Origin of the sequence: uncultured Hymenobacter sp. (genome assembly GCF_964242765.1) — a bacterium.
Taxonomy (GTDB): domain Bacteria; phylum Bacteroidota; class Bacteroidia; order Cytophagales; family Hymenobacteraceae; genus Hymenobacter.
Genome location: NZ_CAXTBM010000015.1, coordinates 12,674 through 36,085, shown reverse-complemented (window position 1 = coordinate 36,085; position 23,412 = coordinate 12,674). Strand labels below are relative to the sequence as shown.

The following is a 23,412-nucleotide window of genomic DNA, read 5'->3' as shown; positions in this document are numbered from 1 at the left end:
GCCTAAATCGGCACGCTTGTTGCCATCAACGGAGCAGCTAGGTTGCGATAAGTACACCGAGTTGCTCCGTTTTTATTTCTTATTCATCTATATGAAGTTCAGTACTTTTCTTCCGTTAGCGCTATTAACAACGACGGTAGCCTTCACTAGCTGCAGCAAAGACGACAACTCCAGCTCTTCCAAACTGCAAGTGAAGCTGATGGATGCTCCCGGTGACTTTCAAAGCGTGGTGTTGGATGTGCAGCAGATTGAAATACACCTCAAAGAAGAAAGCAACCCCGAAGGTTGGAAACTCCTGCCCTTCCAAGCCCAAGCCATCAATGTACTTGAGTACGTGAACGGCCGCTCAGCGCTGCTGGTAGACACCGATTTCGAGCCTGGTGACTTGAAAGAAATCCGCTTGAAGCTTGGCCCTGATAGCTACGTTATAGGTAAAGACGGCCTGCGCTACGACTTGAAGACGCCCAGTGGACAAACCTCCGGTGTTAAGCTCAAACTCGATAAAGCCGCAGTGCAGGAGCGTGAAACGTTCCAGTTATTGCTAGACTTCGACGTGGCCAAATCGGTGGTAGAGCGCGGCAACTGGCGGCCCAACAACGACAGAAAAGAGCGGTATTTGCTGAAGCCTGTTATCCGAGTAGTTGCCCAGGATTTGCGCGCCGGTCTGCGGGGCACGGTTGCTCCGGCCGCCGCCCGGCCTCAAGTGCTGGCTATCCGCTCCTCGGTAACTGTAGCCGATACTTTTAGCACGGCAGCCGACGCAGCCGGCGCTTACCAACTGAGCGGTTTGCCCTCTGGCACTTACCGGGTTGAGTTTTTCCCAACCACTACGGCCCCAACCGGCCAGCCTGCTTACAAGAATGCGGTGAAGTCTAGCATCATTGTTGTTAACGAACAAGTTACCGATTTAGGCTCAACGTCACTTACTCAATAAACACTCCACTTACCACACTTAGCTAATTAGACCATATAGTTATTACAGAATAGCTTTCATCTATATAAATACTTTTTAACAGATATATTATATAATACAATCTACTACCTATACCTGCCTCTTAGTTACTGGCTTCAAGTACAGCTAATAACTTAGAGCTTGACAGCGAAAAACCTCTCCCTTGCTTAAGGGAAGAGGTTTTTCGCTTTTCAGTGGTATTACAATTACTCAAGACCTTGTATCAGTGCCAACAATTCTTGCTGTGTGGCTTGGGTTTTGTTCTGGGCATACCAGCCATGAATCTTCTCGGCGTATTCTTCGTGGGTGGCGCCTTGGGCTTTCAAGTCCAACAATAGCGCTTGGGCTGGTACCGGGCGCGGACCCCAACCTGCTACTTCCGTAAGCGTGTCAGCCCTCAGCACAACCAGCTTGGGAATAGAGCGAGTACCGTTGGTGAGATACTGATCTATCAGGTCGAGGTTGTCGTCGCGGAGTAGGTAGCGGGTGCTGAGCTTGCCAACACTGGCTTGCGCTACCGCTTCCAGCACGGGGACGATCTGCGCTGCATCTCCGCACCATCCTTCCGTAATAACCAAACCGATGTATTCCTGACGCAAGTTGGCTAAAGCTGCTTGCAATTCGGGTAGTACCCGTACCACTTTGTCGATGCGCTGCATCCGCTGCACATTGAGGCGCGTGTACTCTGTAAGCTTGTCGGACTGCTGAGGACCAGTGGTTAAGTCCTGAGCCAGCAGGCCATCAATCAACTGGCGGTAACTGGCGTAGGTATGAGCTGCCTGCAGGCGCTCCGGCGTGAGTACAGGGACAACTAGTGGGTTAAGCATGAGTACGGTTGATATTAATCGAATACAGATACTCCACAACAAAGAAAAGCCCCTTTTGATAGTCGAAATCGACGCCAAAAAGGGCTTTTCTCCACTTCTTCTTGGGTCTTACAAGCTCGGTACATCAGCCATAGCTGTCGTTGCCGATAGCTCGCGGCAGTAGGTAATAAAGTCAGTGTTGATGGGCTCGAGACCAGCGGCACGCAACTCTTTCGCCACCTGAGCACGGTGGTAGTTGGCATGCACGGGTACGTGCGTAAAGATGTCGGATACTTGGCTGGTGTAGGTTTCTCCGATAGAATTGGTGTACGAAATCAAACGTTGCAATTCTGCTTCGTCGGCATTGACAACATATTGATGAAACCGTTCGGAAGTCTGCTCGTGCCAGTGGTGCAAAGTGGCTAGGTCATGCTCCTGCCATACTTTCACGGGGCTAGGCGTGGCCGTGAGGCGACCGAGCCAAATAGCTTGTGCATTGAGTACGTGGCTGAAAATGCGCAATCCGCCAGTTGGAAGCGTGGCACCGTTGGCTACAAGCTGATCGAGGTGATTAAGCAAGGTAGTATTGGCCCATACGTTGTAGGCCCCCAGCTTTTCATTGGTATTTATCATGAAATTAGTCTTGAATTTTGCCTGAAAATACGGAGAGGAAAGTGCTTCCCGGTTTAAGTTGTTCGCTTGACAGCTAAGAAGTTTCTTGGAACAACTCTTGGCGTAAATGCGTGGGAAGAGAGAATCTGCCACCCAAACTCCGTTTTGCTAGCGGGAATCTTGCCAAACCAACCTTTCCTCCGTGCGGCGTTTGGTGAAATAGCGGCAGTTCCCGTCGCCTTTGCCCGTAATGCCACCCTCGGGATGACAAATAACTTTTCCGTTTTGGTCGTAGAGGTTGGAATACTGGTCGCAGCAGCCCAAGGTTTCATAATACACCACTTGGTCTTCGAAACGGTAGCGCATGATGCGAGCGGGCGGGTTTTGCCGAGGCTCTGCCGACAGCTTCTGAATGCGGGCCTCCAACCAGCCGGGCCTAGCAGCAGTGTCGAACTGTACCATCGTGCCGTCGGGTACGGGCGTGGTCGTATTCTGCGAAGTTGGGGCGGGCGTAGAGACGCTGCCAGTACTGCCTGTGGCAGGCGTATCCGTCGGGGTGGTTACAACCACATTCCGTTGGCAAGCCACGCCGAGGAAGAACAGCGCTGCTACAGGAACCGACCGAAAGAGAGAGGAACGCATAAGGCGAAGAAAAGAAGACGCAAAAAGTAGCAGGCTCATCTAAAGCGCGAGCCCAACCGTCAGCTTACGCCCGCTGAAGCACAGGGTTCTGTAAGGGCAACCTAAGCTTCAGCTTACACCTGATACCTCGATAAGTAATACAGCGGTATATAGCTTATAATCTGCAACATGCACCTTCTCGGAAACTAAAGCAGCTACGGTTGCTATGGCCGCCTACTTACTTCTAGCAGCACTCTTTAAAGACTAGGCAGTAAACAGCGCCCACACCCGCGGTCCGAATATCAACAGTCCTACGACTAAGGCCGCTACGGCTCCTACCAACACGGCGCCGGCGGCCACGTCTTTGGCTCGTCCGGCTAGCGAATGGTACTCCGGCGACACCAAGTTCACGACGGCTTCTACGGCAGTGTTCATTAACTCCAGCCCCCAAACCACGCCTACCGCCAGCGCGACGAGTGCCCACTCCAGCCAACTTAGTTGGAAATAAAATCCCAACCCAATCACCACAACCGTAGCCACGGCATGAAACTGCAAATGGATTTCCGAGCGCAAGGCCGCGGCCACGCCTCGAAACGCATAGCCGAAGCTAGCGACCCGACGACGCATTGCGCCTGGAAAGCGGTGGGGCGGCAAATTAGGCTGATTCACGAGCGTCAAATTCGCGGAATGCGCCCTGACGCAACACGTTCCACTCGGGCTTGATGACGCTGAAAATCACGGTGTCGCGCCGGCGGCCGCTTTGGGTGTAGCGGTGACTGCGCAGGACGCCTTCTTCGGTGGCCCCCATGCGTCGCATAGCCTCCCTCGACTTCTGGTTGTGCGCATCAGTTTCCAGTTCCACCCGCTCGCAGCCAAGCACCTCGAAAGCGTGCCGAAACAGCAGGTATTTCGCGGCCCGATTTAGGCCCGTGCGCTGAAATTCGGTGCCTATCCAGGTGTAGCCAATAGAAAGGCGCGCCTCCTCCAGATCAATGTTGTAATAGCTGGTGCTGCCAGCCACTCGGTCGGTGTCTTTATCGATAATCAGGAAGGGGTAACGCTGCTGCTGTTCCCGTCCGTGTATGGCGGCAGCTATGTAGGCGGCCAGGCTGATACGGTCGTCGGCGCGGGTAAGGGTGTACTGCCACAGTTCGGGCTCGAAGGCAACGGCTTGCAAGTCTTCAAAGTCCGTAGCAGCCAAAGGCCGCAGTAGAATGCGGTTGTTTTCGAGAATGATGTCCTGGGAGAAATCCATAGCGTCAGCAACTGAAGTAAGGCATTGTCAAATATGCCTAAAAAAGATTCGAGAGCAGGTAGTTGGCAGTGCCTGCATTAAAACCCGAGGCCTTGTAATAGCAACTTGTACTGCGCCGCAGGCAAGTGGCCACCACTTGCCTGCGGATGACCGTGCGCAAAATTTGCGGGCGGCACGGCACCAATGCGGGCAAAAGCTTTGCGTAATATATTGGGGATGTGCAAGTCACGGCTAGCGGCCCGGCCCGACACGGCAACTACGCCATCGGGCAAATAGCCCAGGTTGGCACACAGTACCACCCGGTCGGGCAGGCGCTGGATCCATTGCTGCGCAATAAGTGGATGAATCTGGCAGGGTGAGTCGATGGTGATTAGCGCAACTGGCGACGCGGCCGGACCCGCCGGCGGAAACTTCGGCGGCAGCTTGCGCGCCACGGCGAGGGCCGCGGCTACTTCGGCACGGTAACCGGCCAGCGTGGCGTCTTGGGCTAGGCCGCGCGGGTTTTCATCGTGTAAGAGGTAGCGCAGAGGCAATTCGAGGTCGAAGGACCCAGCGCGGCGGGCGGCATTGCACATGGCTACGGCTTCCTTCAGCCACTTGGCCGTGTGTTGCTTTTTGGTTTCAGCCAGGGGCGGCCAGGGAGCTTGGTCGCCGAGGTCGGAGAGAATGCCGATGGCCGCCACCCACCGCAGGTCCGTAATATCCGCTTCGGCGGCCAGTAGTTCGTAAGCCAGCCACGCCGAACAGGGCACCGGGTCGAGGCCGTAGCCGGTAAGCACCGTGCTACCAGTTGGGGGCAGGACTTCCGGGATGTGGTGGTCGACGTAAAGTACCGGCACTCCAGCCGTTTCCAGCGTGCCGTGCTCGTGCACCCCCAAGTCGGTGACAATGAGTGCGTCGGGTTTCCGGGCCAGCAGCATTTCGTGGACGCTCGGTGTCAGGAAGGCATTCTCACCCTTGCCCGACGGTAAAACCTCCACCTGCCACCCTGGATTGATGCGGTTCAAGCCGCGCCCAAATAAAGCCCCGGCCGCTAGTCCGTCTGCATCAAAGTGGCAGTACACCACTACGTGACCCGCCGCTGGAATCTGATCTAGAAAAGCACGAAACGGGGCTACGAACTCGGGATAAGCAGACATAAAAACGAGCAGCCAACCTAGTAGTCAGCTGCTCGTTGTTCGTGAAGTACGCTGTTAAGGTTTAGGCTATCGGCTAGAAGATCGTTTCTAACATATCCGTTGGCCTACTTCTTGATTTCGCCGACCATGTCCTCGGGCTTCAGCCACTCGTTGAACTGGTCTTCGGTGAGGTAGCCAAGTTGGAGCGCGGTTTCTTTCAGGGTCGAACCGTTTTTATGGGCGGTTTGGGCAATTTCGGCGGCTTTGTAGTAACCGATGTGCGGGTTCAAGGCCGTTACCAGCATCAAGCTGCTGTCAACGTGCTTCTTTATGTTGGCTTCGATGGGCTCGATGCCGGTGGCGCACTTGTCGTTGAAGCTCACGCACACGTCGCCGATGAGGCGGGCGGAGTGCAGGAAGTTGTAAATCATAACCGGCTTGAACACGTTCAGCTCAAAGTGACCGTTCATGCCGCCGATGTTAATGGCTACGTCGTTGCCCATTACCTGCGCGGCTACCATCGTCATGGCTTCGGCTTGGGTGGGGTTCACCTTGCCGGGCATGATGCTGGAGCCGGGCTCGTTGTCGGGGATGTGCAGCTCGCCGATGCCGGCACGCGGGCCCGAAGCCAACAGGCGGGTGTCGTTGGCAATCTTCATCAGGCTGGCGGCCACTGTTTTGAGGGCACCGTGCGCTTCCACAATGGCGTCGTGGGCGGCCAAGGCCTCGAACTTGTTTTCAGCGGTAATGAAGGGCAGGCCCGTTAGGTCGGCAATGTGCTTGGCTACGTTTTCGGAGTAGCCGGGAGGCGTGTTGATGCCCGTGCCAACGGCAGTTCCGCCCAAAGCCAGCTCCGAAAGGTGCGCCAGTGTATTCTTGATAGCGCGTAGGCCGTGGTCGAGCTGCGACACGTAGCCCGAAAACTCCTGCCCTACCGTCAGCGGGGTGGCATCCATGAGGTGGGTGCGCCCGATTTTCACGATGTGCATGAACTGCTCGCTCTTGGCGCGTAGCGTATCGCGCAGCTTCTCAATGTCCGGAATCGTGGTTTCCACCAGAATCTTGTAGGCCGCAATGTGCATGGCCGTTGGGAAGGTGTCGTTGCTGCTCTGGCTCTTATTTACGTCGTCGTTGGGGGCCAGCACCTTTTTCTCGTCACTGAGCTGACCGCCTTGCAGCACGTGGCCCCGGTAAGCCACCACCTCGTTCACGTTCATGTTCGACTGCGTGCCCGAACCCGTCTGCCACACCACCAGCGGAAACTCCTTGTCGAGCTTGCCTTCCAGAATTTCGTCGCACACCCGGCCAATCAGTTCGGCTTTCTCGGCCGGCAGGATGCCGGCGTCGCGGTTGGTGAGAGCGGCAGCTTTTTTGAGGTAGGCGAAGGCGCGGATAATTTCTTTGGGCATCCGGTTGATGTCCTGCGCAATCTGAAAGTTGTCGATGGAGCGCTGCGTTTGGGCGCCGTAGTAGGCGTCGGCGGGCACCTGGACGGTACCCATGGTGTCTTTCTCGGTGCGGAACTGCATGAAATGGGTGATTAGGTGAGGAAGTGACTGTTTTGGAATGCCGGGCTCTAAGTGACGGGGAGCAAAAGTACACAGAGCACAGGGCTCCGGGGTAGCTAGTTCAAAATTCTGTTATCGGTGGGCTCATCTTCATTTGATATAGTCAGGCAACAAGGGTCTTGCGTACAACCGCCTAACCACTCTTTCTTTTGCGTTATGAAAACAACCTTTGAATCAGAATCCGACGCGTTAGCCACGCCTTCTACTACCCCAACGACTGCCCAAGCGCCAGCAACTACGCCTGCCTCGGACGAAAACTCCACCGAAAAGAAGCCTGTGCCAGCCGGCAACGGTGCCCCCGACTACAGTGACGTGGAAATCAAAACCGAATCCGACCTTCCGCAGCCCGAGAAGCCGGGCGGCAGTGCCACCGAGCCCGAAAGCGGCGGCGGCTACAGCGGCTAGACAACAAGGTTTAAAGCAATGAAATGGGGAGGTTGATGTCTTGTTGGCGCGAATAACGCAGCTTGAACGTCAGCCTTCCCGTTTCATGTCTATGAATTCATCTATGGTCTTCTGGTCGGAAAGGGACGCTGACTTCCACGGCGCGGGCCGTACGCCGCCCTTTCTGGATTGCGGGATACCATTTGGGGCCTTCCATGAGCAGGCGGATAGCTTCGGCGTCGCACTCTTCGGAAACGCCACGCACCACCTTGGTATTTTGAAGGCTACCATCTTCGGCCACCGTAAAGCTAAGTTTAACAGTTCCTTCTTTGCCTTCCTTGAGCGCCTTCTCCGGGTACTCTAGTTCCTTTTTCAGGTACTCCTGAAATGCTTTATAGCCACCCGCTGGTAGGGCGCCAATAGAAACGGGCGCAGGTGGCCGTTCGCGGCGCACCACTACCACTTCGTTCAGCGACTTGGTATCGGGCGCAAGGGCCAAGGCCACCATGCTGTCGGTTGAAGCAAGGCGTTGCTCCGAGGAGGTGAACCCAACGGAATGGAAGGTTAGGGTCTTCACCGATTCAGGTACCACTAGCGAGAAGGAGCCATCAGCCGCCGTGCTGGTTCCTAGGTTAGTGTCCTTGGCTAAAACCGTCACTCCAGGTAGAGGGGCGCCACCGCTACGGTCCGTGACGCGGCCATTTATAACTCGCATGCCCGCCGGAGCAGATACCGCCGACGTAACCCGACCATCTAAACTATTGCTAGTTGCTGGTTCCGAAGTCGGCGCGGCCTGCTTTGGAGCTAGTTTAGCCGCCCCAGTGAGTTTGGATTCGGGAGTTGACGTTGCTCTGGAGTAGGCCGCCTGCTTCTCGTCATCGACTGGCGCTTTTTTGCTCAGAGCCAATTGCACCGTATCGGCAGCAACATCTGCATCAGAATCCTTGCTCTTTTCGGAAGTGCCATTTGCAATGGGCGTGCCTGCTGCAACCACTTCGGCAAGGGCAACGGCCGCTGGTGCTTTTGCTGCAACCTCGCCTTGCTGACGCCTTGGTTGCAAGGCTATGCGTGGCTGCTTCGCCGAAGCTTGGCCCGTTTTTCTCTCTAGCGGCACTGGCGCGGAGGCTATAGCCTGGTCAGCTACTTCGGCTTGTGCCATGGATTCCGGTGAGGCCGAAGCAGCTTCCAGCGGAGGCTCCACTATTCGCTCTGAACTTCTTGTCGGTTGACGCATAGCCACTTCCGAGGCAGCGGCCGGCCCTTCGGTGGTTCGGCGTACTCCCAGCCAAACAGTGGTGCTTACGAGCAGCAAGAGCACCGCTGCTACCATTTGCCGCCAGGGCCACATGGGTACTACGGGTGCAGTATCGGGTTTCTCTTGGGCTATGCGGGTCCGCAAGCGGGCTTGCAGCTCACCCAGGGTTTGGTCGGTGGTGGCAAGGTCGGTTTGGGAGAGACCTTCGAGTACGTCGGCGCAGCGGGAGCAGGCCAGTGTGTGCGCTTCTACGCGGTGTTGCTCGGCGGCCGACAGCGCACCGGCCACGTACTGCCGCAGCACTGCCATCGGCAGGTGTTGCCCCCCCGATGAATCGGGGAACAGTAGAGCAGGAGATTGGTCAGCGGGCCGCATCAGAAGAGAAAGACGTAGTGGGCGGTGAAGATTCGAGGTGGCGCTTGAGGTTGCGCTTACCGTTTTGCAAGTGGCTTTTTACCGTATTCAGGTCGTAGCCGGTTTCCTGGCTGATGTCGCGGTAGCATTTCTTTTCTAGAAAGAACAGCTCCAAACATCGTCGTTGTCCATCGGGAAGAGTGCCTAAAGCGAGTTCGAGGGCTTGAAGGCGGGCTTCGATGAAAGTGGCTTCGTCGGGGTCCTCAGGGTCTAGATGCTCCGCCACTACCGATTCCATACCGGCTGCATCCGGAAAATGCAGCACCAGTGTTCCCCCTCGGTCGGGGCCGGGGCGCTGCCGGGCCCGCAGTGCCATCAAGCAGTGGTTGCGGGCCGTAGCATGCAGCCAAGCCGGGAAGTTGGCGACTTCATGATGCCGCAGCTTTTCTACTAGCACCTCGAAGAGCTGCATCACGGCGTCCTGCGCATCGGCCTCACCGGGCCCCAAATACCGCCGGCAAATAGCAAATACCTCCGGCATATGGCGCTCATACAACACGCCCAAGTCGGCCACTTCGCCGTGCTGGCGGTAACGGGCCAGCAAGTCCTCGTCGGATAGCTCGGTTGGTGACTTGGGGCGGCGTTTGAAGAACATAGCATAAAGCAAGTATAGCGCTGGCTGCCTTCCTTCGGCTCGCCAGCTACTAGCTGCCCTGCCAAGATACGTCGGTTGGCGTTGCGGGACTAATGCCTGATTGGCCCCCCACTCAGGCTTCAGGTTTAACTCCTAAGTTGGACCCTTTGTCGGCTAATTAGGAAGCGCGAGCCAAGCGAGTAAGGCACTAATCTGGCAAACTACAGCGGCGCTAATTGCACAGAGATTTTATTGAATTGTCTGCTACGGCGAATCTTGCACTTACAGGCCATCTGGCCCCTAAAAAGCCTGTTTGTTACTGCATCGCTACCGTAATTGAGCACTATCTTGTTCCGTTTTTCGCCTGCTATTTGTTGAAGCAGGCTTTAATTTTTGTCTTTTTCCTGGTGCCGTGCCACAGCCGCTTGCCGATACGCTGACCCACCTGCGCGTGGGCAACCAGACTTTCCTGATCAACTTCTATCAGGACCACCGCGACGACTTTGCGGAGTGGGCGCGCCAGCACCACCAGCTGGCGCGCCCTGCTGCCCACGAACTGTTGCGCTCCATACTGGTCGAGTTCTACAACCAAGTGGCCGACGGGCGCTTAACCAAGCTTCCGCCCGACCTGCGCGCCCACTTGTACAGCATGGCCGACCAACTCCCCCAAGCGGCTATCACCACGGCTCTACCGGCCGCCGAAGCCAGCCGCCGCCGCCACCTGTTAGGGTTGTTCGGACAGCTTAGCCCCGACTGCCAGCAGGTACTGATGTTCTTTTACTTCCGGGGCCACAACTTCAAAAAACTAGCGGGCAAGATGGGATTCGCCAATGCTACGGTGGGCCGGCTACAGAAATCCAGCTGCTTACGCCGCTTATATGAACTGCATTTACGGTCAAATCACTAGAGAACTAGGAACTGCTTAACGAGTTAACGAGGGCCTCACTACACGAATCAAGTGGTTTTATAACCAGACTTATTCTTTGTTTGGCCGACTATCCTTACCACTTATCAAGTAGCTATAAACGCTTAAAAATCAATCAATACGAATTATGGACCTGCGCCCTTATTTAGATGAACTGGAACGCTTCGCTGACGGGCAACTGTCGGAGGCGGAGCAGGAAGCATTTGAGCTGCGGCTGGCGCAGGACGAAAAGCTGAGCGCGGCGTACGAGGAATACGAGCAGTTCACCGCCGATTTGCGCTGGGTGGCCGGCCACGAAACACTGCGGCACCGCCTCCGCAACCTCGACAAGCGCCTCGACGAACGGCAAGTAGCGTTAGCCAGTATGCAGGCCCGTTCCTCTTTCCCCCGCGTCAAGTGGGGGCTGGTAGCCGCTGGTGTGGCTCTGGTGCTGGGCCTTGGCTTATGGCTGCTGTTGCGGCCTCGCCCCCTCAACGCCGAAGAAGTTTGGGCCCGCTACTACGTGCCCGATCCTGGCTTAACCGAAGTAGCTGCGCAAACCACCAACAGTCCGCTGTTGATTGATGCCATGCGTCAGTATCGGGCCGGTCACTATCCGGCGGCACTCCACTCCCTACGGCGTGTTTCCGCTTCCACTATTGCCAACGACACGCTACTCTACTACACCGGCGTGACCCTGTTGCAGCACGCAGAAGCGGGGGCAGCCCGCAGCTACCTTACCCGCGCCACCCAGCAGCCGGCTTCGGCGCTGGCAGGCAAGGCCCGCTACCACTTGGCAATGGCGCAATGGCGCACCGGCCAGTTGCCCCAAGCCCGCACCAACCTGCAAGCCGTCGCCACCGATCCGCAAAATCCGTATCAGTTGCATGCCCAGCAAGTGTTGCGTGCCGAGGTGCTGCTCCCCCGTGACTAGTTACGAGCCGGTGGTGGCGCTCTTGGGCTGGCACATCAGCTAAGGGGCGCTTTCCTAGTCTCGAACACCTATGTATCCTGCTTCCACTCAAGCAGCTTCTACTACCCTCGCTTCCATCAGTGTAGTCATTCCTACCTACAAGGAAGCGGACTGCATTGGCGAGTTGGTGCACTATCTTCAGGCGGCCACTAACTCGGATAACGCGCTGGAAATCATAGTGGCCGACGCAGATAGTCCCGACAACACGGCCGCGGTGGCCCGGCAGGCAGGAGCTCGTGTGGTGCTATGTCCACGCAAAGGGCGCGCTGCCCAACTCAACTTTGGCGCCCGCCATGCCACCGGCGACATTCTTTATTTCCTGCACGCTGACACGTATCCGCCCGTTAATTTCAGCCAGGAAATAAGCGTTGCCGTGGCGCAGGGCAGCGGGGCTGGCTGCTACCGCTTGGCCTTCGACCATCCAAGTTGGTTTTTGAAAGTGAATGCTTGGTTCACTCGCTTCCCCTTTGAATTATTTCGCTTCGGTGACCAAAGTTTATTTGCGCGACGCGACGTGTTCACTCAGGTTGGTGGCTACCGGGAAGATATGGTGGTGTTGGAAGACCAGGAAATCACGCGGCGGCTCCGGCGTATTGCGCCGTTTCAGATCCTGCGGGGGCCCATTGTCACTTCCGCGCGTAAGTACCGTGAAAACGGCGTGTGGCGGCTTCAAAGCATCTACTATTTAATTACGATGATGCACCGGTTGGGCGCTTCCCAGCAAAAACTTATTACTATGTATCGCACCCTAATCCGGCAGGATAAAGTGTGAGTCAGCACATTAGCAAGACACGGTAGCCGCTTCTCTATAGTATGGCTTGCAAGTTACTGCTCACTTCAACTGGACTGCTTGCCACAAAAAACTAAAACGTTCTTTAGCGGCGGGCAATAGAATAGGGCGGTTCTATATTGCGCTGTAAAGTCAACTCGAAAGAGTCGAGGTTGAGGGCCGCTAGGTGAGACAGTTCGGGGTTGTGCCGGTACACGCAACCCGTATCAAGGCTGATAACCTGGGCTTGAGTTCGGGCTTGGCGCTGCACTTCGGCCGTGGGCGTAGGTACGTGGCCGTGTAGCAGCCGCCGGCCCTGCATACGGGCGGCATCGAAGGCGAATTGCTTGATGTTGAGCATCGTGTGCCAGTCGGTGCGCATTCGGTCGGGAGGCAAACGGAAGTTGTAGCCGGCGTGTACCAGCGTGAAGCCTGGAATGTCGAGTTGGTAAGGCAAGTCATCAAGCCAGGCTAAATAGGGGGCCGGAATATCTTCGGGGCGAGTCACGCCGAAGCTTTCCAAGGTAAGCTGCCGGTCGGCAGCCGAGGCCCACGTGAGGTCATGAAAGCCTCGGGCGGCATCAAGCAGTTCTTGGTCGTGGTTGCCGCGCAGGCAATACACCCGCAACCCCCGTTTCGGCAGCGCCATCAGGTAGTCGAGTACCCCGCGGCTGTCGGGCCCTTTGTTGACGTAGTCGCCGAGTACAAATAGCTCGTCTTCCGGCAATAGCTTTAGTTCGTGCTCCAGTAAGTGTTGAAAGGTTTGCAGGCAGCCATGCAAGTCGGTGGTAACGTAGCGGGCCATAAGTATCAGAACAGAGCAAGAGGACGGAAGAACGGCAGCCAGTGAACTACGCCACAAGATGCGCTTGCTAGGACAACAACACTAACTCGCTCAGAAAAAAGGCGCCTTCCCGAGGTGGAAGGTGCCTTTTTACGTGTCAGCTGGCCTTAGCTATAAGGGGGCTTATCCAGCTCAGGCTTATCGAGGTTGCGGTTGGGGTGGCGGGTACCGGCATCCTCGGCTTCCTGCTGAAGTTGCTCTTCGGTTTGCTCGTCCCGGTCGTTTACGGGCAAGTTGCCAGCGGCTTTAGGCTGCTCGCTTTGCGTTGGGCTGCCGTGGTTTTCTTTGGACTGGTGGTTGGTATTATTGCTTTTGTAGGGCATGGCTGTGGAAGTTTAAGGTGATGAGGTAGAGCAACAGATTAAGACGCTTCCGATTAGCTTACGGCTATTGGTCGATGGCCGTATCAGTAGCGTTGGGGTCGGTGAGGTCGGCGTTGGTGCCTTGGCGGGCCAGCACGTCGTTGTTGGGCTGCGGCTGTTCCATTTGGCCCATGCCTACCCTTGAGTTGGGGTCTTGCATTTCGTCGGGGCCGGAACGGGCGTCGTCGGCATCCAGCTCATCAACGGGGCGGCGGGCTTCAATCGGGACGTCATCGGCAAGCAGATCGGGGTCAGGAATGTCCTCGTTGGAGAGAACGTCGCGGCCTTGTTCGTCGGAGCGGATATTGTCGGGAGGAAGGTCGGTGGCATCGGCATTGCGGTTTACCCCAAGGGCCGTAATGCCGGTACTAGAGTCGGTGCCGTAGCCTTCCTTGCCTTCCCGGTTACCGAAGCCCCCCCGGGCATCTTCGTTCTTGGGTGGGTCGCCACCGGGGGTGATATGGCCAGCGGCCAGTTCCTGGTCGGTAGTATCGTCGTTGATAACGCGGACGGGACGATTTTTAGGGTCGATAGCCATAGGAGTTGTAGACTCTTGATGGAGAGGTAGGAAAGTAATGTGTACTGTGGTTTGCGAATTTGGGTTTAGGTTCAGATGCTACATCTGCTTTCGCGCCTGCTTTGTGTTGGGTTTGAAGATTCTAGCAAGTATCTGTCCTTACCACCTACATTCGTTTTCAATCCTGCTATCATCTGCTTCCATGCTCACCACGCTACCACCTATCCGCTCTGTCGAGTGTTTGCGCCAGCATCTTGAAGCGGGTCAGTCGTTGAAATATGTGTTTTTCTGGGGCTATATCGGCCAGCCAAGTGGGGCCGTGGGCAAAGAGTGTTTCAGCCAATGGTATCCGGCAGCTTTCACTCTCGATGGCAACACCTATGCTACCACTGAGCATTACATGATGGCCGAAAAAGCCCGCTTGTTCGGCGACGATGCTACCCGCCTCGCCATTCTCAAGGCCACTCATCCCAACGAAGCCAAAAAGCTAGGGCGCACTGTACAAAATTTTGATGAGAGCATTTGGGATGCTGCTCGCTTCGACATTGTGGTACAGGGCAATGTCGCCAAGTTCAGCCAGCACCCGGCGCTACGGGAGTTTCTTCGGCAGACCGGCTCCCGCGTCCTCGTCGAGGCTAGTCCTGTTGACACCATCTGGGGCATTGGACTGGCGCAAGATAGCCCGCACGCCAGCGACCCCACTGAGTGGCAAGGCCTCAATCTGCTAGGCTTTGCCTTGATGGCAGTACGAGAACTGCTTAAATAAGCAACCGGCCCGCCGAGCTTTGGCCCCATAAACCGAGATATAAATCTGATTGCTAACAACATAGCTGATACCCGGATTTTTGCTTTACTTGCCAGCATCCTCTCCACTTCAGCTCGAACTCATGGCTCAACCACTGTCCTCATCCGAAGCGGAAACCCGCCAATGGGCGCTGTTTCTGCATCTGTCGCTGCTGGCCGGGGTACTGGTACCAGGCGCGGGCTTTATCTTGCCAATCGTGCTGTGGCAGATCAAGAAAGACGAGTTGCCCGGCATCGACGCGCACGGCAAGGTGGTAGTCAACTGGCTGCTCAGTGCCTTGCTTTATGGCGTCATCAGCGGGATGCTGGTGTTTGTGCTCATCGGCTTTCCGTTGTTGGGCGTGCTGGGGTTGCTGTCGGTGATATTTCCCATTATTGGAGCTGTAAAAGCCAACGACGGCGTGCTGTGGCCGTACCCGCTTTCCATTCGCTTCTTCACGTAGCCGCCCAACTGTAGGCTATCTAGAACGCAACGACTAGTAATTAGTAATTATTCAAAACGCTAGACACCTTAGTTCTACGACCTTGCTAAGTGCTTGTCTAACAGTGAATCATGTCCCGTCTATGTGGATTGAACAAGACAATGCCCTCACTCGCACGTTCCGCTTCCCCAATTTCAAAACGGCTTTTGCGTTCATGACGGACGTAGCTGCCGCCGCCGAACGGCTCGACCATCATCCGTGGTGGGCCAACGAGTATAGTACCGTCGAATTCCGGCTGCGCACCCACGACACCGGCAACACCGTAACCAAGCGGGACCATCGGCTGGCCGAAGCCATCGACGAATTGGCCGAACAACACGGGGCCAAGCCGTAAGAAGTAGCGGGAAGCGCCGCCTGCACGCATTGCTGCTGACTGCTGCGCCGTTGCGCCAGAGTTGTCCGACGGTACCGCAGGCGGCGCTTCCCGCTACTTCTCACTTGCCGCTTTCCTACCTTTGCGTCTATGTCAGAACCCACCCCGACGCTACTCTACCTAGTCCCTACTCCTATCGGCAACCTCGAGGATATTACGCTGCGCGCTATTCGGGTACTAGGCGAAGTGGATACGGTGCTGGCCGAAGATACCCGCACCAGCGGCCGCCTACTCCAGCACCTGGGGCTGAAGAAGCCCATGCTTAGCTACCATCTTCACAACGAGCACCAGCAAGTACAGCGCCTGCTAGAACGACTGGAACGCGGCGAAACCATGGCACTTGTCTCGGATGCAGGCACGCCCGGAATTTCCGACCCGGGCTTTTTGTTGGTAAGAGAATGCCTGGCACGAGGAATCAAAGTGGAATGTTTGCCGGGCGCTACGGCGTTTGTGCCGGCGCTACTCAAGTCAGGCTTCGGGGCCGAGCGGTTTTCGTTCGAAGGGTTTTTGCCGGTGAAAAAGGGCCGCCAAACCCGCTTGCGCGAGCTACTTCCGGAAACTCGCACCATGATTTTCTACGAGTCGCCGCACCGGATAGTGAAGACGCTGGAGCAACTGGCCGAAGCACTGGGGCCCGACCGGCAGGCGTCGGTGAGCCGAGAGCTAACCAAGTTGTTCGAGGAAACGGTGAACGGCACCTTGGCGGAGCTAGCCGCAAACTTCGCGGCCCGCACCAGCATCAAAGGAGAAATTGTACTAGTAGTTCAGGGCCAAAAAGACCTTAAAGAAGAACGTCGTGCTGACTAAACCTTCTGTATCCGTATCAGAAATACCCGTGGCCTCGGTCACTGGCGCCTCGGCGCGTCTTGCGTATTTGCAGCCGAGCTTGTTGGCTTTGTTAGGAGCCGGGCTATTGTGGCTAGGCTGGCCGGTGCACCCTGCAATGCTGGCAGCGGTGTTGCTGGTGGCCTGGGTGCCCTATCTACGCATGGAGCAGCTACTCACGCAGCGCGGCGCTAGTGGCTGGAAAGTGTTTCGCTACACGTATTTGTTGCTGGTGCTGTGGAATGCCTTCACTACGTGGTGGGTGAGCTTCAGCACGTTAGGCGGCGGTATTGCCGCTGTGGTGCTAAATGCACTGCTGATGTGCCTTCCCACCATGGCCTTCTACCACACCAAGCGGCTGGCCGGCCCCAAGCTCGGCTACCTCTCGCTGCCCATCTACTGGATTGCCTTCGAGCAGCTACATCTGCATTGGGACCTGACCTGGCCCTGGCTCACGCTCGGCAACGGCTTCGCGCAAGCCAATCAATGGGTGCAATGGTACGAGTATACCGGCTTTCTGGGGGGCTCGTTGTGGATATGGGTGGTGAGCATTCTGGTGTTTCGCGCCTGGTTCGGGTTACAAAGTGCAACGCCCTCTACTCGTGGCAGCCAGCCTTCTGGTATCCATCAGTCTAGTGGAGCTCCGCTTAGTCGGCCGTTGGCGGCGCGTTGGTTGGCGCCGATAGTGGCCGTGCTCCTGCCTGTTCTTCTCTCGTATTTCATTGGGGCAACCTATCAGGAGAAAGGTGAAACGGCCGAGGTAGTGGTTGCGCAGCCCAACGTAGACCCGTTTCTAGAGAAATTCAGCAGCAACCCCAACTTTATTCCCTACGACCAGCAACTCAACCGCCTGATTAGCCTTACCGAGCAGCAACTGACGCCCCAAACCCGGCTAGTACTCTGGCCCGAAACGGCGCTGGAAGAATCGTATTTCGAGCAGACCTTCGAAACCAATCCCAAAGTAGTACGCCTCCGCAGCTGGCTCGCGCAACACCCTGGCATCGAGCTGATTACGGGCATCACCAGCATCAAGATGTACGGCAGCAACAAGGAAACGGCTACCCCTACCGCCCGCTTTCGCGACGACCTTGGGTACTATGACGTCTTCAACACGGCGGTTCACTTCCCGAGTGCGGCCGCGCCGGTTACGTTCTACCACAAGTCGCGCCTGGTGCCGGGCGTGGAGAAAGTACCCGTGGCGCTTACCAAGCTAATTGCCAACATCGACTTGGGTGGTACGGTGGGTTCGTACGGCAGCCAAACGGAGCGCACTGTGTTCGAAACCACCACCCCGGCCTTGCGCCTCGCTCCTTCTATTTGCTACGAGTCGGTGTATGGCGACTTCATGGCCGAATACGTCAAGAACGGAGCTACGCTCATTGGCATCATCACCAATGATGGTTGGTGGAGCGACTCGCCCGGCCACAGGCAGCACTTCCAATACGCCACGCTCCGCGCCATCGAAACCCGCCGCGACATTGCCCGCTCCGCCAATACCGGCATTTCGGGCTTTATCAACCAGAAGGGCGAAGTCCTGACGCGCACCGCCTGGTGGGTACAAGCCGTTAGCCGCCACACCGTACACCTCAACCAAGAACTAACTTTCTATGTGCAGCACGGCGACCTAATCGGGCCAGCCACGCAGGTGTTGGCGGTGTTGCTGTTGGCCTTTGTGCTGGTGCGGCGGTTCAGTAAGAACGTAGCGTAGCTTTGGTTTGTGTCATACAACATCTGACCACCAATCAGAATGCGGAAAACGGCTCAGCTCAGAAGCCCCAAGACAGAAGTAGTCAGGCTGATGCTTCACGCCACCGAGAATGGCGTATACTTGTTTGGCTATGACAGGCTAGACGACACAGAATGTTTGTGGGACTTGTGGTACGAAACTGTTGCTGACGCTGAAGCCACGACTTTAGCAGAGTACGATGTTGCTGCTACTGACTGGGTGGTTATTTCGAACCCGTTAGAACATTGTCAGCAAGACTGGATTGCGCCCGTACGTATAGAAGGTCGCGCTGAAGGTAGCCCGCAATGGGGGAGCTATGAAAAGCTAGTGGATGGTCAGTGGATTCCCTTTAATTCGCAGCACTGATTCGACTATTTATCTGATATCACCACGGCACAAGTGTATGCTTCTGCCTTATTTCGCCTTATGGATTTCAATCAACTCAGCTTTCAGCTAGCCGCCGTTACTCGCCATGCGGGTCAGTTTATTCGCCAAGAAGCCGCCACCTTCGACCGGGGCCGCGTCGAAACCAAAGGCCTGCACGACTTAGTGTCCTATGTTGACAAGGAAACGGAGAAGCTGCTCGTAGCTGGGCTGCGCGAGTTGCTGCCCGAGGCCGGCTTTATCACCGAGGAAGGCACCGAGGGCGCTGAGCAAGCCGACGAATACAACTGGATTATCGACCCGCTCGACGGCACCACCAATTTTGTGCACGGCCTGCCTTGCTACTCCGTGAGCGTGGCCCTGATGCACCACCAAGAGCTGGTAGCCGGGGTAGTGTACGAAGTGAACCGCGACGAATGCTTCCGGGCCGCCCTCGGCTCCGGGGCCTTCTGCAACGAAATTCCGATTCACGTCAGCGACATTCCTGATCTTGGTGGCTCCTTGGTTGCCACCGGCTTTCCCTACTACCAATTCGGACAGTTGCCCAGCTACTTGCAGTTATTAGGTGCCTTCATGCAACGCTCGCACGGGGTTCGTCGCCTGGGGTCCGCCGCCGTCGATCTGGCCTATGTAGCAGCCGGGCGCTTCGAGAGCTTCTTCGAGTTCAACCTGAACTCCTACGACGTAGCCGCTGGTATCCTGCTCGTGCGCGAAGCCGGGGGCCGCGTCACGCAGTTTCTGGAGGACGGCGACCCTGTTTTTGGTCGGGAGCTAGTAGCCAGCAACGGCCACATTCACCAGGAAGTGCAAGACACTGTTCGAGAGTTCTGGCAGGTGAAGGCGTAGCTTGGACTAACGCCCCCTCCAAAGCTCGTGCTGAAACTCAAGCTAGCTTGCCTCGCTTTTGAAAAGGAGCGAAGCAGTGAGGTAAACTTTTCCTGCCATGTTGTAGTTTTGCTGGCATCATGTGGATTCAGACAGTCATCATTGTTCTGCTTTTTGCCGGGGCCTCCTTTTACGTAGGGCGCATTTTCTGGCGGGCCTTTTTTGATAGATCCTCGACGGGCTGCGCCAAGGGCTGTGGTGGCGCTTGCGGTACTATCGACGTTGACCGGTTGCAACGCACGATTGAGGCGGCAGCTAGTCGCACTACAAAGTAGCTAGGTATTTCACTTTCTATATTTTTGGCAACCTGCCCCCGTACTGGCTCCGTATAGCCGGTACGGGGATTTGTTTTAACGCCCTCTTAATGCTTCAGCTTTCCAACCGAACTCTACCATCATGCAAGACAAAGAAGAAGAACGCTCACTCATGAAAGTGGAAGAGAAGCTCAGTAAGGATGGTTTCACTGCTGATTTTCGTGTGTCTGAAGGTCGCCTGCACACCCTCAGCGAAGAGCGGAGCAAGAGCTATGCCCCCAACGAGGTAGTTATTGTAGACTTCTACCGCTTTGAGGGCGAGAGTGACCCGGATGACATGTCTATTCTGTATGCCCTTGAAACTGCCGATGGCGTTCGGGGTACCATTTCCTCGGCTTACGGCGTGTACGCCGACACCGATACCGACGATTTCCTCAAGCAAGTCGAAGACTTAGGCAAGAATTTAAAGAAAGAGCACAAATAAGCTTCTTCTGCCTGTCATCATTGCCCCTAGAGTGCGCCCCGAACTGCTTCGGGGCGCACTCTGCTGTTTCTGCTCTTCCCAATCTCGACTACAACAATGAAGACTGCTCTTCCCACCCACCCACTCCGCACCGCTTCCGACCTCGACCCACTCATGCAAGCCATTGGCAATGCGCGTATTGTATTGCTTGGCGAGGCCTCGCACGGCACGGCCGAATACTACTCCTGGCGCTCGACCATCTCCAAGCGACTAATCCAAGAGAAAGGCTTTCAGTTTATAGCGGTGGAAGGTGATTGGCCGGATTGTTTCGAGGTGAATGCCGCCATTAAAAAGGACGAGGTGACGTATGGCTCGGTACCCCAATTGCTGCGCACTTTCAACCGCTGGCCTACTTGGATGTGGGGCAATTGGGAAATTGCGGGCCTCGTAGAATGGCTGCACGCGCACAACCGCCAACAGCCAGTTGAGCAGCGAGTGGGTTTCTACGGGTTGGATGTGTACAGCTTGTGGGAATCGTTGCAGGAGATACTGCACTACGTGGAGAAGCAAGGCGACGGGGCCGTACAGGCGGCGCAAAGAGCTTTCCAGTGCTTCGAGCCCTACGGCAACGACCCGCAGGAATATGCCCAGGCTATTGCCTTCGTTTCCGACGATTGCCAAGACGAAGTAACTGATATGTTGCGCGCTCTGCGCAAGCAAACGGCTACCCAGCACCCCGATGGGCTAGCCGACCGGGAAGCGAAGTTTGGAGCCGACCAAAACGCGCTGGTGGCCGTAAATGCCGAGCGCTACTACCGGGCCATGCTGCGCGGCGGCTCCGCCTCTTGGAACGTGCGCGACACCCACATGATGGAAACTCTCACCCGACTGCTCGACCTGCACGGCCCCGACAGCAAAGCCATTATTTGGGAACACAACACCCACGTCGGCGATGCCCGCTACACCGATATGCGCCGCGAAGACATGGTGAACGTTGGGCAGCTAACCCGGGAGGTATACGGCCGCGAAAACGTGTTTATTGCGGGTTTCGGCTCGTACGAGGGTTCCGTTATTGCCGGCAGAAAATGGGGCGCCACTCCCGAAAAAATGACCGTGCCCGCCGCCCCGCGCGACTCATGGGAGCACCAACTTCATCAGCAGCTAGCCGGCGACAATGCCCTGTTGCTTTCCTCGGAGCTGCATGACCAAAAAGCCCTTCAGCAACCCATCGGGCACCGGGCCATTGGCGTAGTGTACCGGCCGGAGTTCGAGCGATTCGGCAACTACGTGCCCTCCATCATCCCCGACCGTTACGACGCTTTCCTGTTCATTGACCAGACGCAGGCGCTCCACCCGCTCCCCACGCACGCCGACGAAAACACTCCCCCGGATTTGTATCCGTCAGGTGTATAAGAGGTCTTGGCTTTATGCTACGCGCCCGATAACTAGAGGGTAGGCGGTATGCAAACAGGGTAAAACGGGTCTTTTCTGTTTTATTTCTGCTCGCTGGAGCTTACTGATTGCGCTGCTAGCTGCTCAAGCGTACGCGCCGGTATATCGAGCGTTCGGATAGGGTACAGAATCACAATTCCTGCTCAGTTAGTCCGCCCGTTCAACCAACCCATTCACTCAGCCCCACACTTTGGTGCCTTGGGTGCAATTGCGGCACATTTCGATTTGGTCGCGGCCTTTGAGCAAGGAGGCCCGGAAGTCGCGGTACTGGGTGCCGTGCCAGAGTTGGCGGAAAGTTTGCGCTTGTAAGTCGCCGAGGCGATACTCCGCATCTTTATCGAAGCAGCAAGGCACCACCAATCCGTCCCAAGTGACGACGCAGCTGTGCCACATTTTCCAGCAATGGTTGCGCAGCCGGTTCTTGATTTGCCAGGTGCCGTTGCCCGTATTTTCGTAGCGCGAGTAGTAATCGATGGTAGGAATAAGCGGGGAGCCGTTTTGATAATCGTAGATCTGTGCGGTTTTAAACCACACATCATCCACGCCCATTTCACGGGCCAGCTGCCGGGCGTCTTCCATCTGATGCTCGTTGGGGCGCACCACCAGAAACTGAAACACCACCCGCGGCGTACTCGACTTCAGTTCCTTGCGCCACCGGATCAGGTTGCGGGTGCCTTCCAATACCTTATTAATCTTGCCGCCCACGCGGTATTGTTCGTACACCTCCTGCGTGGTGCCATCCAAGGAAATAATCAGCCGGTCGAGCCCGCTTTCCACAGTGCGGCGGGCATTAGAATCGTTGAGGTAGTGGGCGTTGGTGCTCGTGGCGGTATAGATGCCTTTGCGAGAGGCATAGTTCACTAACTCCAGAAAGTTGGGGTGCAGATACGGTTCGCCTTGGAAATAGAAAATCAAGTACCACAGCCGGGCGGCTACTTCATCTATGGTCTTCCGGAACAGCTCATCTGGCAACATCCCAGTCGGGCGCGTGAAGGAACGCAAACCACTTGGGCACTCCGGGCAGCGCAGGTTGCAGCTAGTAGTCGGCTCGAAGGACAACGCCACTGGCAGCCCCCAATGCTGGGCTTTGCCCGTTAGTTTGCTTAGCGCATATCCACCTAGTACCTGGGCCGTATTCCACACCCGGCGCGGAGTAGCTTTCGATAAGAAATTCAGCGAATCAGTGAGCAGAGAAGCCATAGCTCCGTAAAGGTAGACCGTAGACGCCTAACACTACTTACAAGCCAAGCTGTAAGAAGCCGCCAAGCCTCATTATGGCAACTTGACTCGTAGCTATAGCGCACATCTTGCAACTAATTTTGTTAGCAAAAACCTAAACAACTTGGCGGCCGTATAAGGATCTACATCTATAGTTGACGAGCCATGAAAATTCAAGTTGAAGAAGGCCAGGATAAAGGTTTTCTACCCGACGGCCGCCATACGGTCGAAATAACTGACATTCAAGAAGGGACCAGTGAGCACCAGAACGTGCCGTTCTTTGCGGCCCGCATGGAGAACGAGGACGGCTTTGTTACGCAGCGGTTCTACACTTCTCCCACCGCTATGCCTATTCTACTTTCACTCTATGCCGCTGTTGGCATTCATCCTGAAGCCGGCAAAGACCTTGATACCAAGCAACTGCTAGGCAAAAAGGTATCGATAGAAGTAGGTGAGCATAACTATGCCGACCCCGCCTCCGGTAATGAACGCAGAATCAAGCAGGCTACTGGTTTCCGGACGGCCTAATCCACTGCTGCCTTACTAGCTACTGCGCAAAAGCGCCTCTCGTTGCTTCGAGAGGCGCTTTTTGTGTTAAGCTTGTTGAAATCAACTCCC

At 56.1% G+C, this 23,412-nt stretch carries 27 protein-coding genes; 14 read left to right on the top strand and 13 right to left on the bottom strand.

Going from position 1 to position 23,412, the window contains the following annotated elements:
- Window positions 1-91: 91 nt before the first annotated feature.
- Window positions 92-934, top strand: a complete 843-nt coding sequence (locus tag ACFE7X_RS08510) for a DUF4382 domain-containing protein (protein ID WP_375435247.1) — start codon at window positions 92-94, stop codon at window positions 932-934.
- 224 nt (window positions 935-1,158) lie between these two features.
- On the opposite strand, the gene ACFE7X_RS08505 is transcribed toward ACFE7X_RS08510, so the two are convergent.
- From ACFE7X_RS08505 to fumC, 7 genes are all read right to left on the bottom strand, one after another.
- Window positions 1,159-1,779: a thioredoxin family protein gene (locus ACFE7X_RS08505; RefSeq protein ID WP_375435246.1), complete on the bottom strand. Its 621-nt coding sequence runs from the start codon at window positions 1,777-1,779 to the stop codon at window positions 1,159-1,161.
- A gap of 108 nt (window positions 1,780-1,887) precedes the next feature.
- Window positions 1,888-2,391 carry a DinB family protein gene (locus ACFE7X_RS08500; protein WP_375435245.1) on the bottom strand — a complete coding sequence of 168 codons (504 nt, stop codon included), beginning with the start codon at window positions 2,389-2,391 and terminating at the stop codon, window positions 1,888-1,890.
- A 147-nt stretch (window positions 2,392-2,538) separates the two neighbouring features.
- A complete protein-coding gene (locus tag ACFE7X_RS08495; RefSeq protein WP_375435244.1) occupies window positions 2,539-3,012 on the bottom strand; it encodes a DUF6970 domain-containing protein in 474 nt (157 codons plus the stop codon).
- Window positions 3,013-3,255: 243 nt separating this feature from the next.
- Window positions 3,256-3,618 carry a diacylglycerol kinase family protein gene (locus tag ACFE7X_RS08490; protein WP_375435243.1) on the bottom strand — a complete coding sequence of 121 codons (363 nt, stop codon included), beginning with the start codon at window positions 3,616-3,618 and terminating at the stop codon, window positions 3,256-3,258.
- A gap of 28 nt (window positions 3,619-3,646) precedes the next feature.
- Window positions 3,647-4,246, bottom strand: coding sequence for a GNAT family N-acetyltransferase (locus ACFE7X_RS08485; RefSeq protein WP_375435242.1), 600 nt, complete (start codon window positions 4,244-4,246; stop codon window positions 3,647-3,649).
- Between the two features lie 77 nt (window positions 4,247-4,323).
- Window positions 4,324-5,385, bottom strand: a complete 1,062-nt coding sequence (locus ACFE7X_RS08480) for a DHH family phosphoesterase (protein WP_375435241.1) — start codon at window positions 5,383-5,385, stop codon at window positions 4,324-4,326.
- Between the two features lie 104 nt (window positions 5,386-5,489).
- Entirely contained in the window at window positions 5,490-6,893 is a 1,404-nt protein-coding gene (gene fumC / locus ACFE7X_RS08475) for a class II fumarate hydratase (RefSeq protein ID WP_375435240.1), read from the bottom strand.
- A gap of 195 nt (window positions 6,894-7,088) precedes the next feature.
- On the opposite strand from fumC, the gene ACFE7X_RS08470 reads away from it, so the two are divergent.
- Window positions 7,089-7,337 carry a hypothetical protein gene (locus tag ACFE7X_RS08470; RefSeq protein WP_375435239.1) on the top strand — a complete coding sequence of 83 codons (249 nt, stop codon included), beginning with the start codon at window positions 7,089-7,091 and terminating at the stop codon, window positions 7,335-7,337.
- Between the two features lie 97 nt (window positions 7,338-7,434).
- On the opposite strand, the gene ACFE7X_RS08465 is transcribed toward ACFE7X_RS08470, so the two are convergent.
- Together ACFE7X_RS08465 and ACFE7X_RS08460 are read right to left on the bottom strand one after the other, a co-directional pair.
- On the bottom strand, window positions 7,435-8,946 hold the full coding sequence (locus ACFE7X_RS08465) for a TonB family protein (protein WP_375435238.1): 1,512 nt from the start codon (window positions 8,944-8,946) through the stop codon (window positions 7,435-7,437).
- Window positions 8,933-9,580 (bottom strand): RNA polymerase sigma factor, encoded by a 648-nt coding sequence (locus ACFE7X_RS08460; protein ID WP_375435237.1) that lies wholly within the window; start codon window positions 9,578-9,580, stop codon window positions 8,933-8,935. Before ACFE7X_RS08460 ends, ACFE7X_RS08465 begins: the two co-directional genes overlap by 14 nt.
- A gap of 391 nt (window positions 9,581-9,971) precedes the next feature.
- Here ACFE7X_RS08460 and ACFE7X_RS08455 point away from each other — a divergent pair, with 391 nt between their 5' ends.
- The 3 genes from ACFE7X_RS08455 (at window position 9,972) to ACFE7X_RS08445 (ending at window position 12,208) form a co-directional block, all read left to right on the top strand.
- The gene (locus ACFE7X_RS08455) at window positions 9,972-10,466 is read left to right on the top strand and encodes a hypothetical protein (RefSeq protein WP_375435236.1); all 495 of its coding nucleotides are present in this window, start codon (window positions 9,972-9,974) and stop codon (window positions 10,464-10,466) included.
- A gap of 145 nt (window positions 10,467-10,611) precedes the next feature.
- Window positions 10,612-11,397, top strand: a complete 786-nt coding sequence (locus ACFE7X_RS08450; RefSeq protein ID WP_375435235.1) for a hypothetical protein — start codon at window positions 10,612-10,614, stop codon at window positions 11,395-11,397.
- Window positions 11,398-11,467: 70 nt separating this feature from the next.
- Window positions 11,468-12,208 carry a TIGR04283 family arsenosugar biosynthesis glycosyltransferase gene (locus tag ACFE7X_RS08445; protein WP_375435234.1) on the top strand — a complete coding sequence of 247 codons (741 nt, stop codon included), beginning with the start codon at window positions 11,468-11,470 and terminating at the stop codon, window positions 12,206-12,208.
- 103 nt (window positions 12,209-12,311) lie between these two features.
- Here ACFE7X_RS08445 and ACFE7X_RS08440 read toward each other — a convergent pair whose 3' ends face one another.
- The 3 genes from ACFE7X_RS08440 to ACFE7X_RS08430 all read right to left on the bottom strand — a co-directional run bounded on the left by ACFE7X_RS08440 (window position 12,312) and on the right by ACFE7X_RS08430 (window position 13,949).
- Window positions 12,312-13,010 carry a metallophosphoesterase family protein gene (locus ACFE7X_RS08440; RefSeq protein WP_375435233.1) on the bottom strand — a complete coding sequence of 233 codons (699 nt, stop codon included), beginning with the start codon at window positions 13,008-13,010 and terminating at the stop codon, window positions 12,312-12,314.
- Between the two features lie 146 nt (window positions 13,011-13,156).
- Window positions 13,157-13,372 carry a hypothetical protein gene (locus ACFE7X_RS08435; protein WP_375435232.1) on the bottom strand — a complete coding sequence of 72 codons (216 nt, stop codon included), beginning with the start codon at window positions 13,370-13,372 and terminating at the stop codon, window positions 13,157-13,159.
- A gap of 64 nt (window positions 13,373-13,436) precedes the next feature.
- Window positions 13,437-13,949 (bottom strand): hypothetical protein, encoded by a 513-nt coding sequence (locus tag ACFE7X_RS08430; RefSeq protein ID WP_375435231.1) that lies wholly within the window; start codon window positions 13,947-13,949, stop codon window positions 13,437-13,439.
- A 181-nt stretch (window positions 13,950-14,130) separates the two neighbouring features.
- Between ACFE7X_RS08430 and ACFE7X_RS08425 the strand changes: the two genes are divergently transcribed.
- The 8 genes from ACFE7X_RS08425 to ACFE7X_RS08390 all read left to right on the top strand — a co-directional run bounded on the left by ACFE7X_RS08425 (window position 14,131) and on the right by ACFE7X_RS08390 (window position 21,537).
- On the top strand, window positions 14,131-14,694 hold the full coding sequence (locus tag ACFE7X_RS08425; RefSeq protein ID WP_375435230.1) for an NADAR family protein: 564 nt from the start codon (window positions 14,131-14,133) through the stop codon (window positions 14,692-14,694).
- A 121-nt stretch (window positions 14,695-14,815) separates the two neighbouring features.
- The gene (locus ACFE7X_RS08420) at window positions 14,816-15,175 is read left to right on the top strand and encodes a DUF4870 domain-containing protein (protein ID WP_375435229.1); all 360 of its coding nucleotides are present in this window, start codon (window positions 14,816-14,818) and stop codon (window positions 15,173-15,175) included.
- 121 nt (window positions 15,176-15,296) lie between these two features.
- On the top strand, window positions 15,297-15,548 hold the full coding sequence (locus tag ACFE7X_RS08415; RefSeq protein ID WP_375435228.1) for a 4a-hydroxytetrahydrobiopterin dehydratase: 252 nt from the start codon (window positions 15,297-15,299) through the stop codon (window positions 15,546-15,548).
- A 129-nt stretch (window positions 15,549-15,677) separates the two neighbouring features.
- Window positions 15,678-16,394 carry a 16S rRNA (cytidine(1402)-2'-O)-methyltransferase gene (gene rsmI, locus ACFE7X_RS08410; RefSeq protein ID WP_375435227.1) on the top strand — a complete coding sequence of 239 codons (717 nt, stop codon included), beginning with the start codon at window positions 15,678-15,680 and terminating at the stop codon, window positions 16,392-16,394.
- A 28-nt stretch (window positions 16,395-16,422) separates the two neighbouring features.
- Window positions 16,423-18,120, top strand: a complete 1,698-nt coding sequence (lnt, locus tag ACFE7X_RS08405) for an apolipoprotein N-acyltransferase (RefSeq protein ID WP_375435226.1) — start codon at window positions 16,423-16,425, stop codon at window positions 18,118-18,120.
- Window positions 18,121-18,564: 444 nt separating this feature from the next.
- Complete coding sequence (locus ACFE7X_RS08400) at window positions 18,565-19,368, top strand: inositol monophosphatase family protein (RefSeq protein WP_375435225.1); 804 nt, start codon at window positions 18,565-18,567, stop codon at window positions 19,366-19,368.
- 435 nt (window positions 19,369-19,803) lie between these two features.
- Window positions 19,804-20,145: a hypothetical protein gene (locus tag ACFE7X_RS08395; RefSeq protein WP_245120223.1), complete on the top strand. Its 342-nt coding sequence runs from the start codon at window positions 19,804-19,806 to the stop codon at window positions 20,143-20,145.
- 96 nt (window positions 20,146-20,241) lie between these two features.
- Window positions 20,242-21,537 carry an erythromycin esterase family protein gene (locus ACFE7X_RS08390; protein WP_375435224.1) on the top strand — a complete coding sequence of 432 codons (1,296 nt, stop codon included), beginning with the start codon at window positions 20,242-20,244 and terminating at the stop codon, window positions 21,535-21,537.
- 216 nt (window positions 21,538-21,753) lie between these two features.
- Here the strand turns inward: ACFE7X_RS08390 and ACFE7X_RS08385 are convergent, their stop codons facing one another.
- A complete protein-coding gene (locus ACFE7X_RS08385) occupies window positions 21,754-22,776 on the bottom strand; it encodes an SPASM domain-containing protein (protein WP_375435223.1) in 1,023 nt (340 codons plus the stop codon).
- A 183-nt stretch (window positions 22,777-22,959) separates the two neighbouring features.
- Between ACFE7X_RS08385 and ACFE7X_RS08380 the strand changes: the two genes are divergently transcribed.
- The gene (locus tag ACFE7X_RS08380) at window positions 22,960-23,322 is read left to right on the top strand and encodes a hypothetical protein (protein ID WP_375435222.1); all 363 of its coding nucleotides are present in this window, start codon (window positions 22,960-22,962) and stop codon (window positions 23,320-23,322) included.
- Window positions 23,323-23,412 lie beyond the last annotated feature (90 nt).

Bases quoted from the DNA above. Each gene is read 5' to 3' on its own strand.
- ACFE7X_RS08510 (WP_375435247.1), top strand. From the start codon at position 92: ATGAAGTTCAGTACTTTTCTTCCGTTAGCGCTATTAACAACGACGGTA.
- ACFE7X_RS08505 (WP_375435246.1), bottom strand. From the start codon at position 1,779: ATGCTTAACCCACTAGTTGTCCCTGTACTCACGCCGGAGCGCCTGCAG.
- ACFE7X_RS08500 (WP_375435245.1), bottom strand. From the start codon at position 2,391: ATGATAAATACCAATGAAAAGCTGGGGGCCTACAACGTATGGGCCAAT.
- ACFE7X_RS08495 (WP_375435244.1), bottom strand. From the start codon at position 3,012: ATGCGTTCCTCTCTCTTTCGGTCGGTTCCTGTAGCAGCGCTGTTCTTC.
- ACFE7X_RS08490 (WP_375435243.1), bottom strand. From the start codon at position 3,618: ATGCGTCGTCGGGTCGCTAGCTTCGGCTATGCGTTTCGAGGCGTGGCC.
- ACFE7X_RS08485 (WP_375435242.1), bottom strand. From the start codon at position 4,246: ATGGATTTCTCCCAGGACATCATTCTCGAAAACAACCGCATTCTACTG.
- ACFE7X_RS08480 (WP_375435241.1), bottom strand. From the start codon at position 5,385: ATGTCTGCTTATCCCGAGTTCGTAGCCCCGTTTCGTGCTTTTCTAGAT.
- fumC (WP_375435240.1), bottom strand. From the start codon at position 6,893: ATGCAGTTCCGCACCGAGAAAGACACCATGGGTACCGTCCAGGTGCCC.
- ACFE7X_RS08470 (WP_375435239.1), top strand. From the start codon at position 7,089: ATGAAAACAACCTTTGAATCAGAATCCGACGCGTTAGCCACGCCTTCT.
- ACFE7X_RS08465 (WP_375435238.1), bottom strand. From the start codon at position 8,946: ATGCGGCCCGCTGACCAATCTCCTGCTCTACTGTTCCCCGATTCATCG.
- ACFE7X_RS08460 (WP_375435237.1), bottom strand. From the start codon at position 9,580: ATGTTCTTCAAACGCCGCCCCAAGTCACCAACCGAGCTATCCGACGAG.
- ACFE7X_RS08450 (WP_375435235.1), top strand. From the start codon at position 10,612: ATGGACCTGCGCCCTTATTTAGATGAACTGGAACGCTTCGCTGACGGG.
- ACFE7X_RS08445 (WP_375435234.1), top strand. From the start codon at position 11,468: ATGTATCCTGCTTCCACTCAAGCAGCTTCTACTACCCTCGCTTCCATC.
- ACFE7X_RS08440 (WP_375435233.1), bottom strand. From the start codon at position 13,010: ATGGCCCGCTACGTTACCACCGACTTGCATGGCTGCCTGCAAACCTTT.
- ACFE7X_RS08435 (WP_375435232.1), bottom strand. From the start codon at position 13,372: ATGCCCTACAAAAGCAATAATACCAACCACCAGTCCAAAGAAAACCAC.
- ACFE7X_RS08430 (WP_375435231.1), bottom strand. From the start codon at position 13,949: ATGGCTATCGACCCTAAAAATCGTCCCGTCCGCGTTATCAACGACGAT.
- ACFE7X_RS08425 (WP_375435230.1), top strand. From the start codon at position 14,131: ATGCTCACCACGCTACCACCTATCCGCTCTGTCGAGTGTTTGCGCCAG.
- ACFE7X_RS08420 (WP_375435229.1), top strand. From the start codon at position 14,816: ATGGCTCAACCACTGTCCTCATCCGAAGCGGAAACCCGCCAATGGGCG.
- ACFE7X_RS08415 (WP_375435228.1), top strand. From the start codon at position 15,297: ATGTGGATTGAACAAGACAATGCCCTCACTCGCACGTTCCGCTTCCCC.
- rsmI (WP_375435227.1), top strand. From the start codon at position 15,678: ATGTCAGAACCCACCCCGACGCTACTCTACCTAGTCCCTACTCCTATC.
- ACFE7X_RS08400 (WP_375435225.1), top strand. From the start codon at position 18,565: ATGGATTTCAATCAACTCAGCTTTCAGCTAGCCGCCGTTACTCGCCAT.
- ACFE7X_RS08395 (WP_245120223.1), top strand. From the start codon at position 19,804: ATGCAAGACAAAGAAGAAGAACGCTCACTCATGAAAGTGGAAGAGAAG.
- ACFE7X_RS08390 (WP_375435224.1), top strand. From the start codon at position 20,242: ATGAAGACTGCTCTTCCCACCCACCCACTCCGCACCGCTTCCGACCTC.
- ACFE7X_RS08385 (WP_375435223.1), bottom strand. From the start codon at position 22,776: ATGGCTTCTCTGCTCACTGATTCGCTGAATTTCTTATCGAAAGCTACT.
- ACFE7X_RS08380 (WP_375435222.1), top strand. From the start codon at position 22,960: ATGAAAATTCAAGTTGAAGAAGGCCAGGATAAAGGTTTTCTACCCGAC.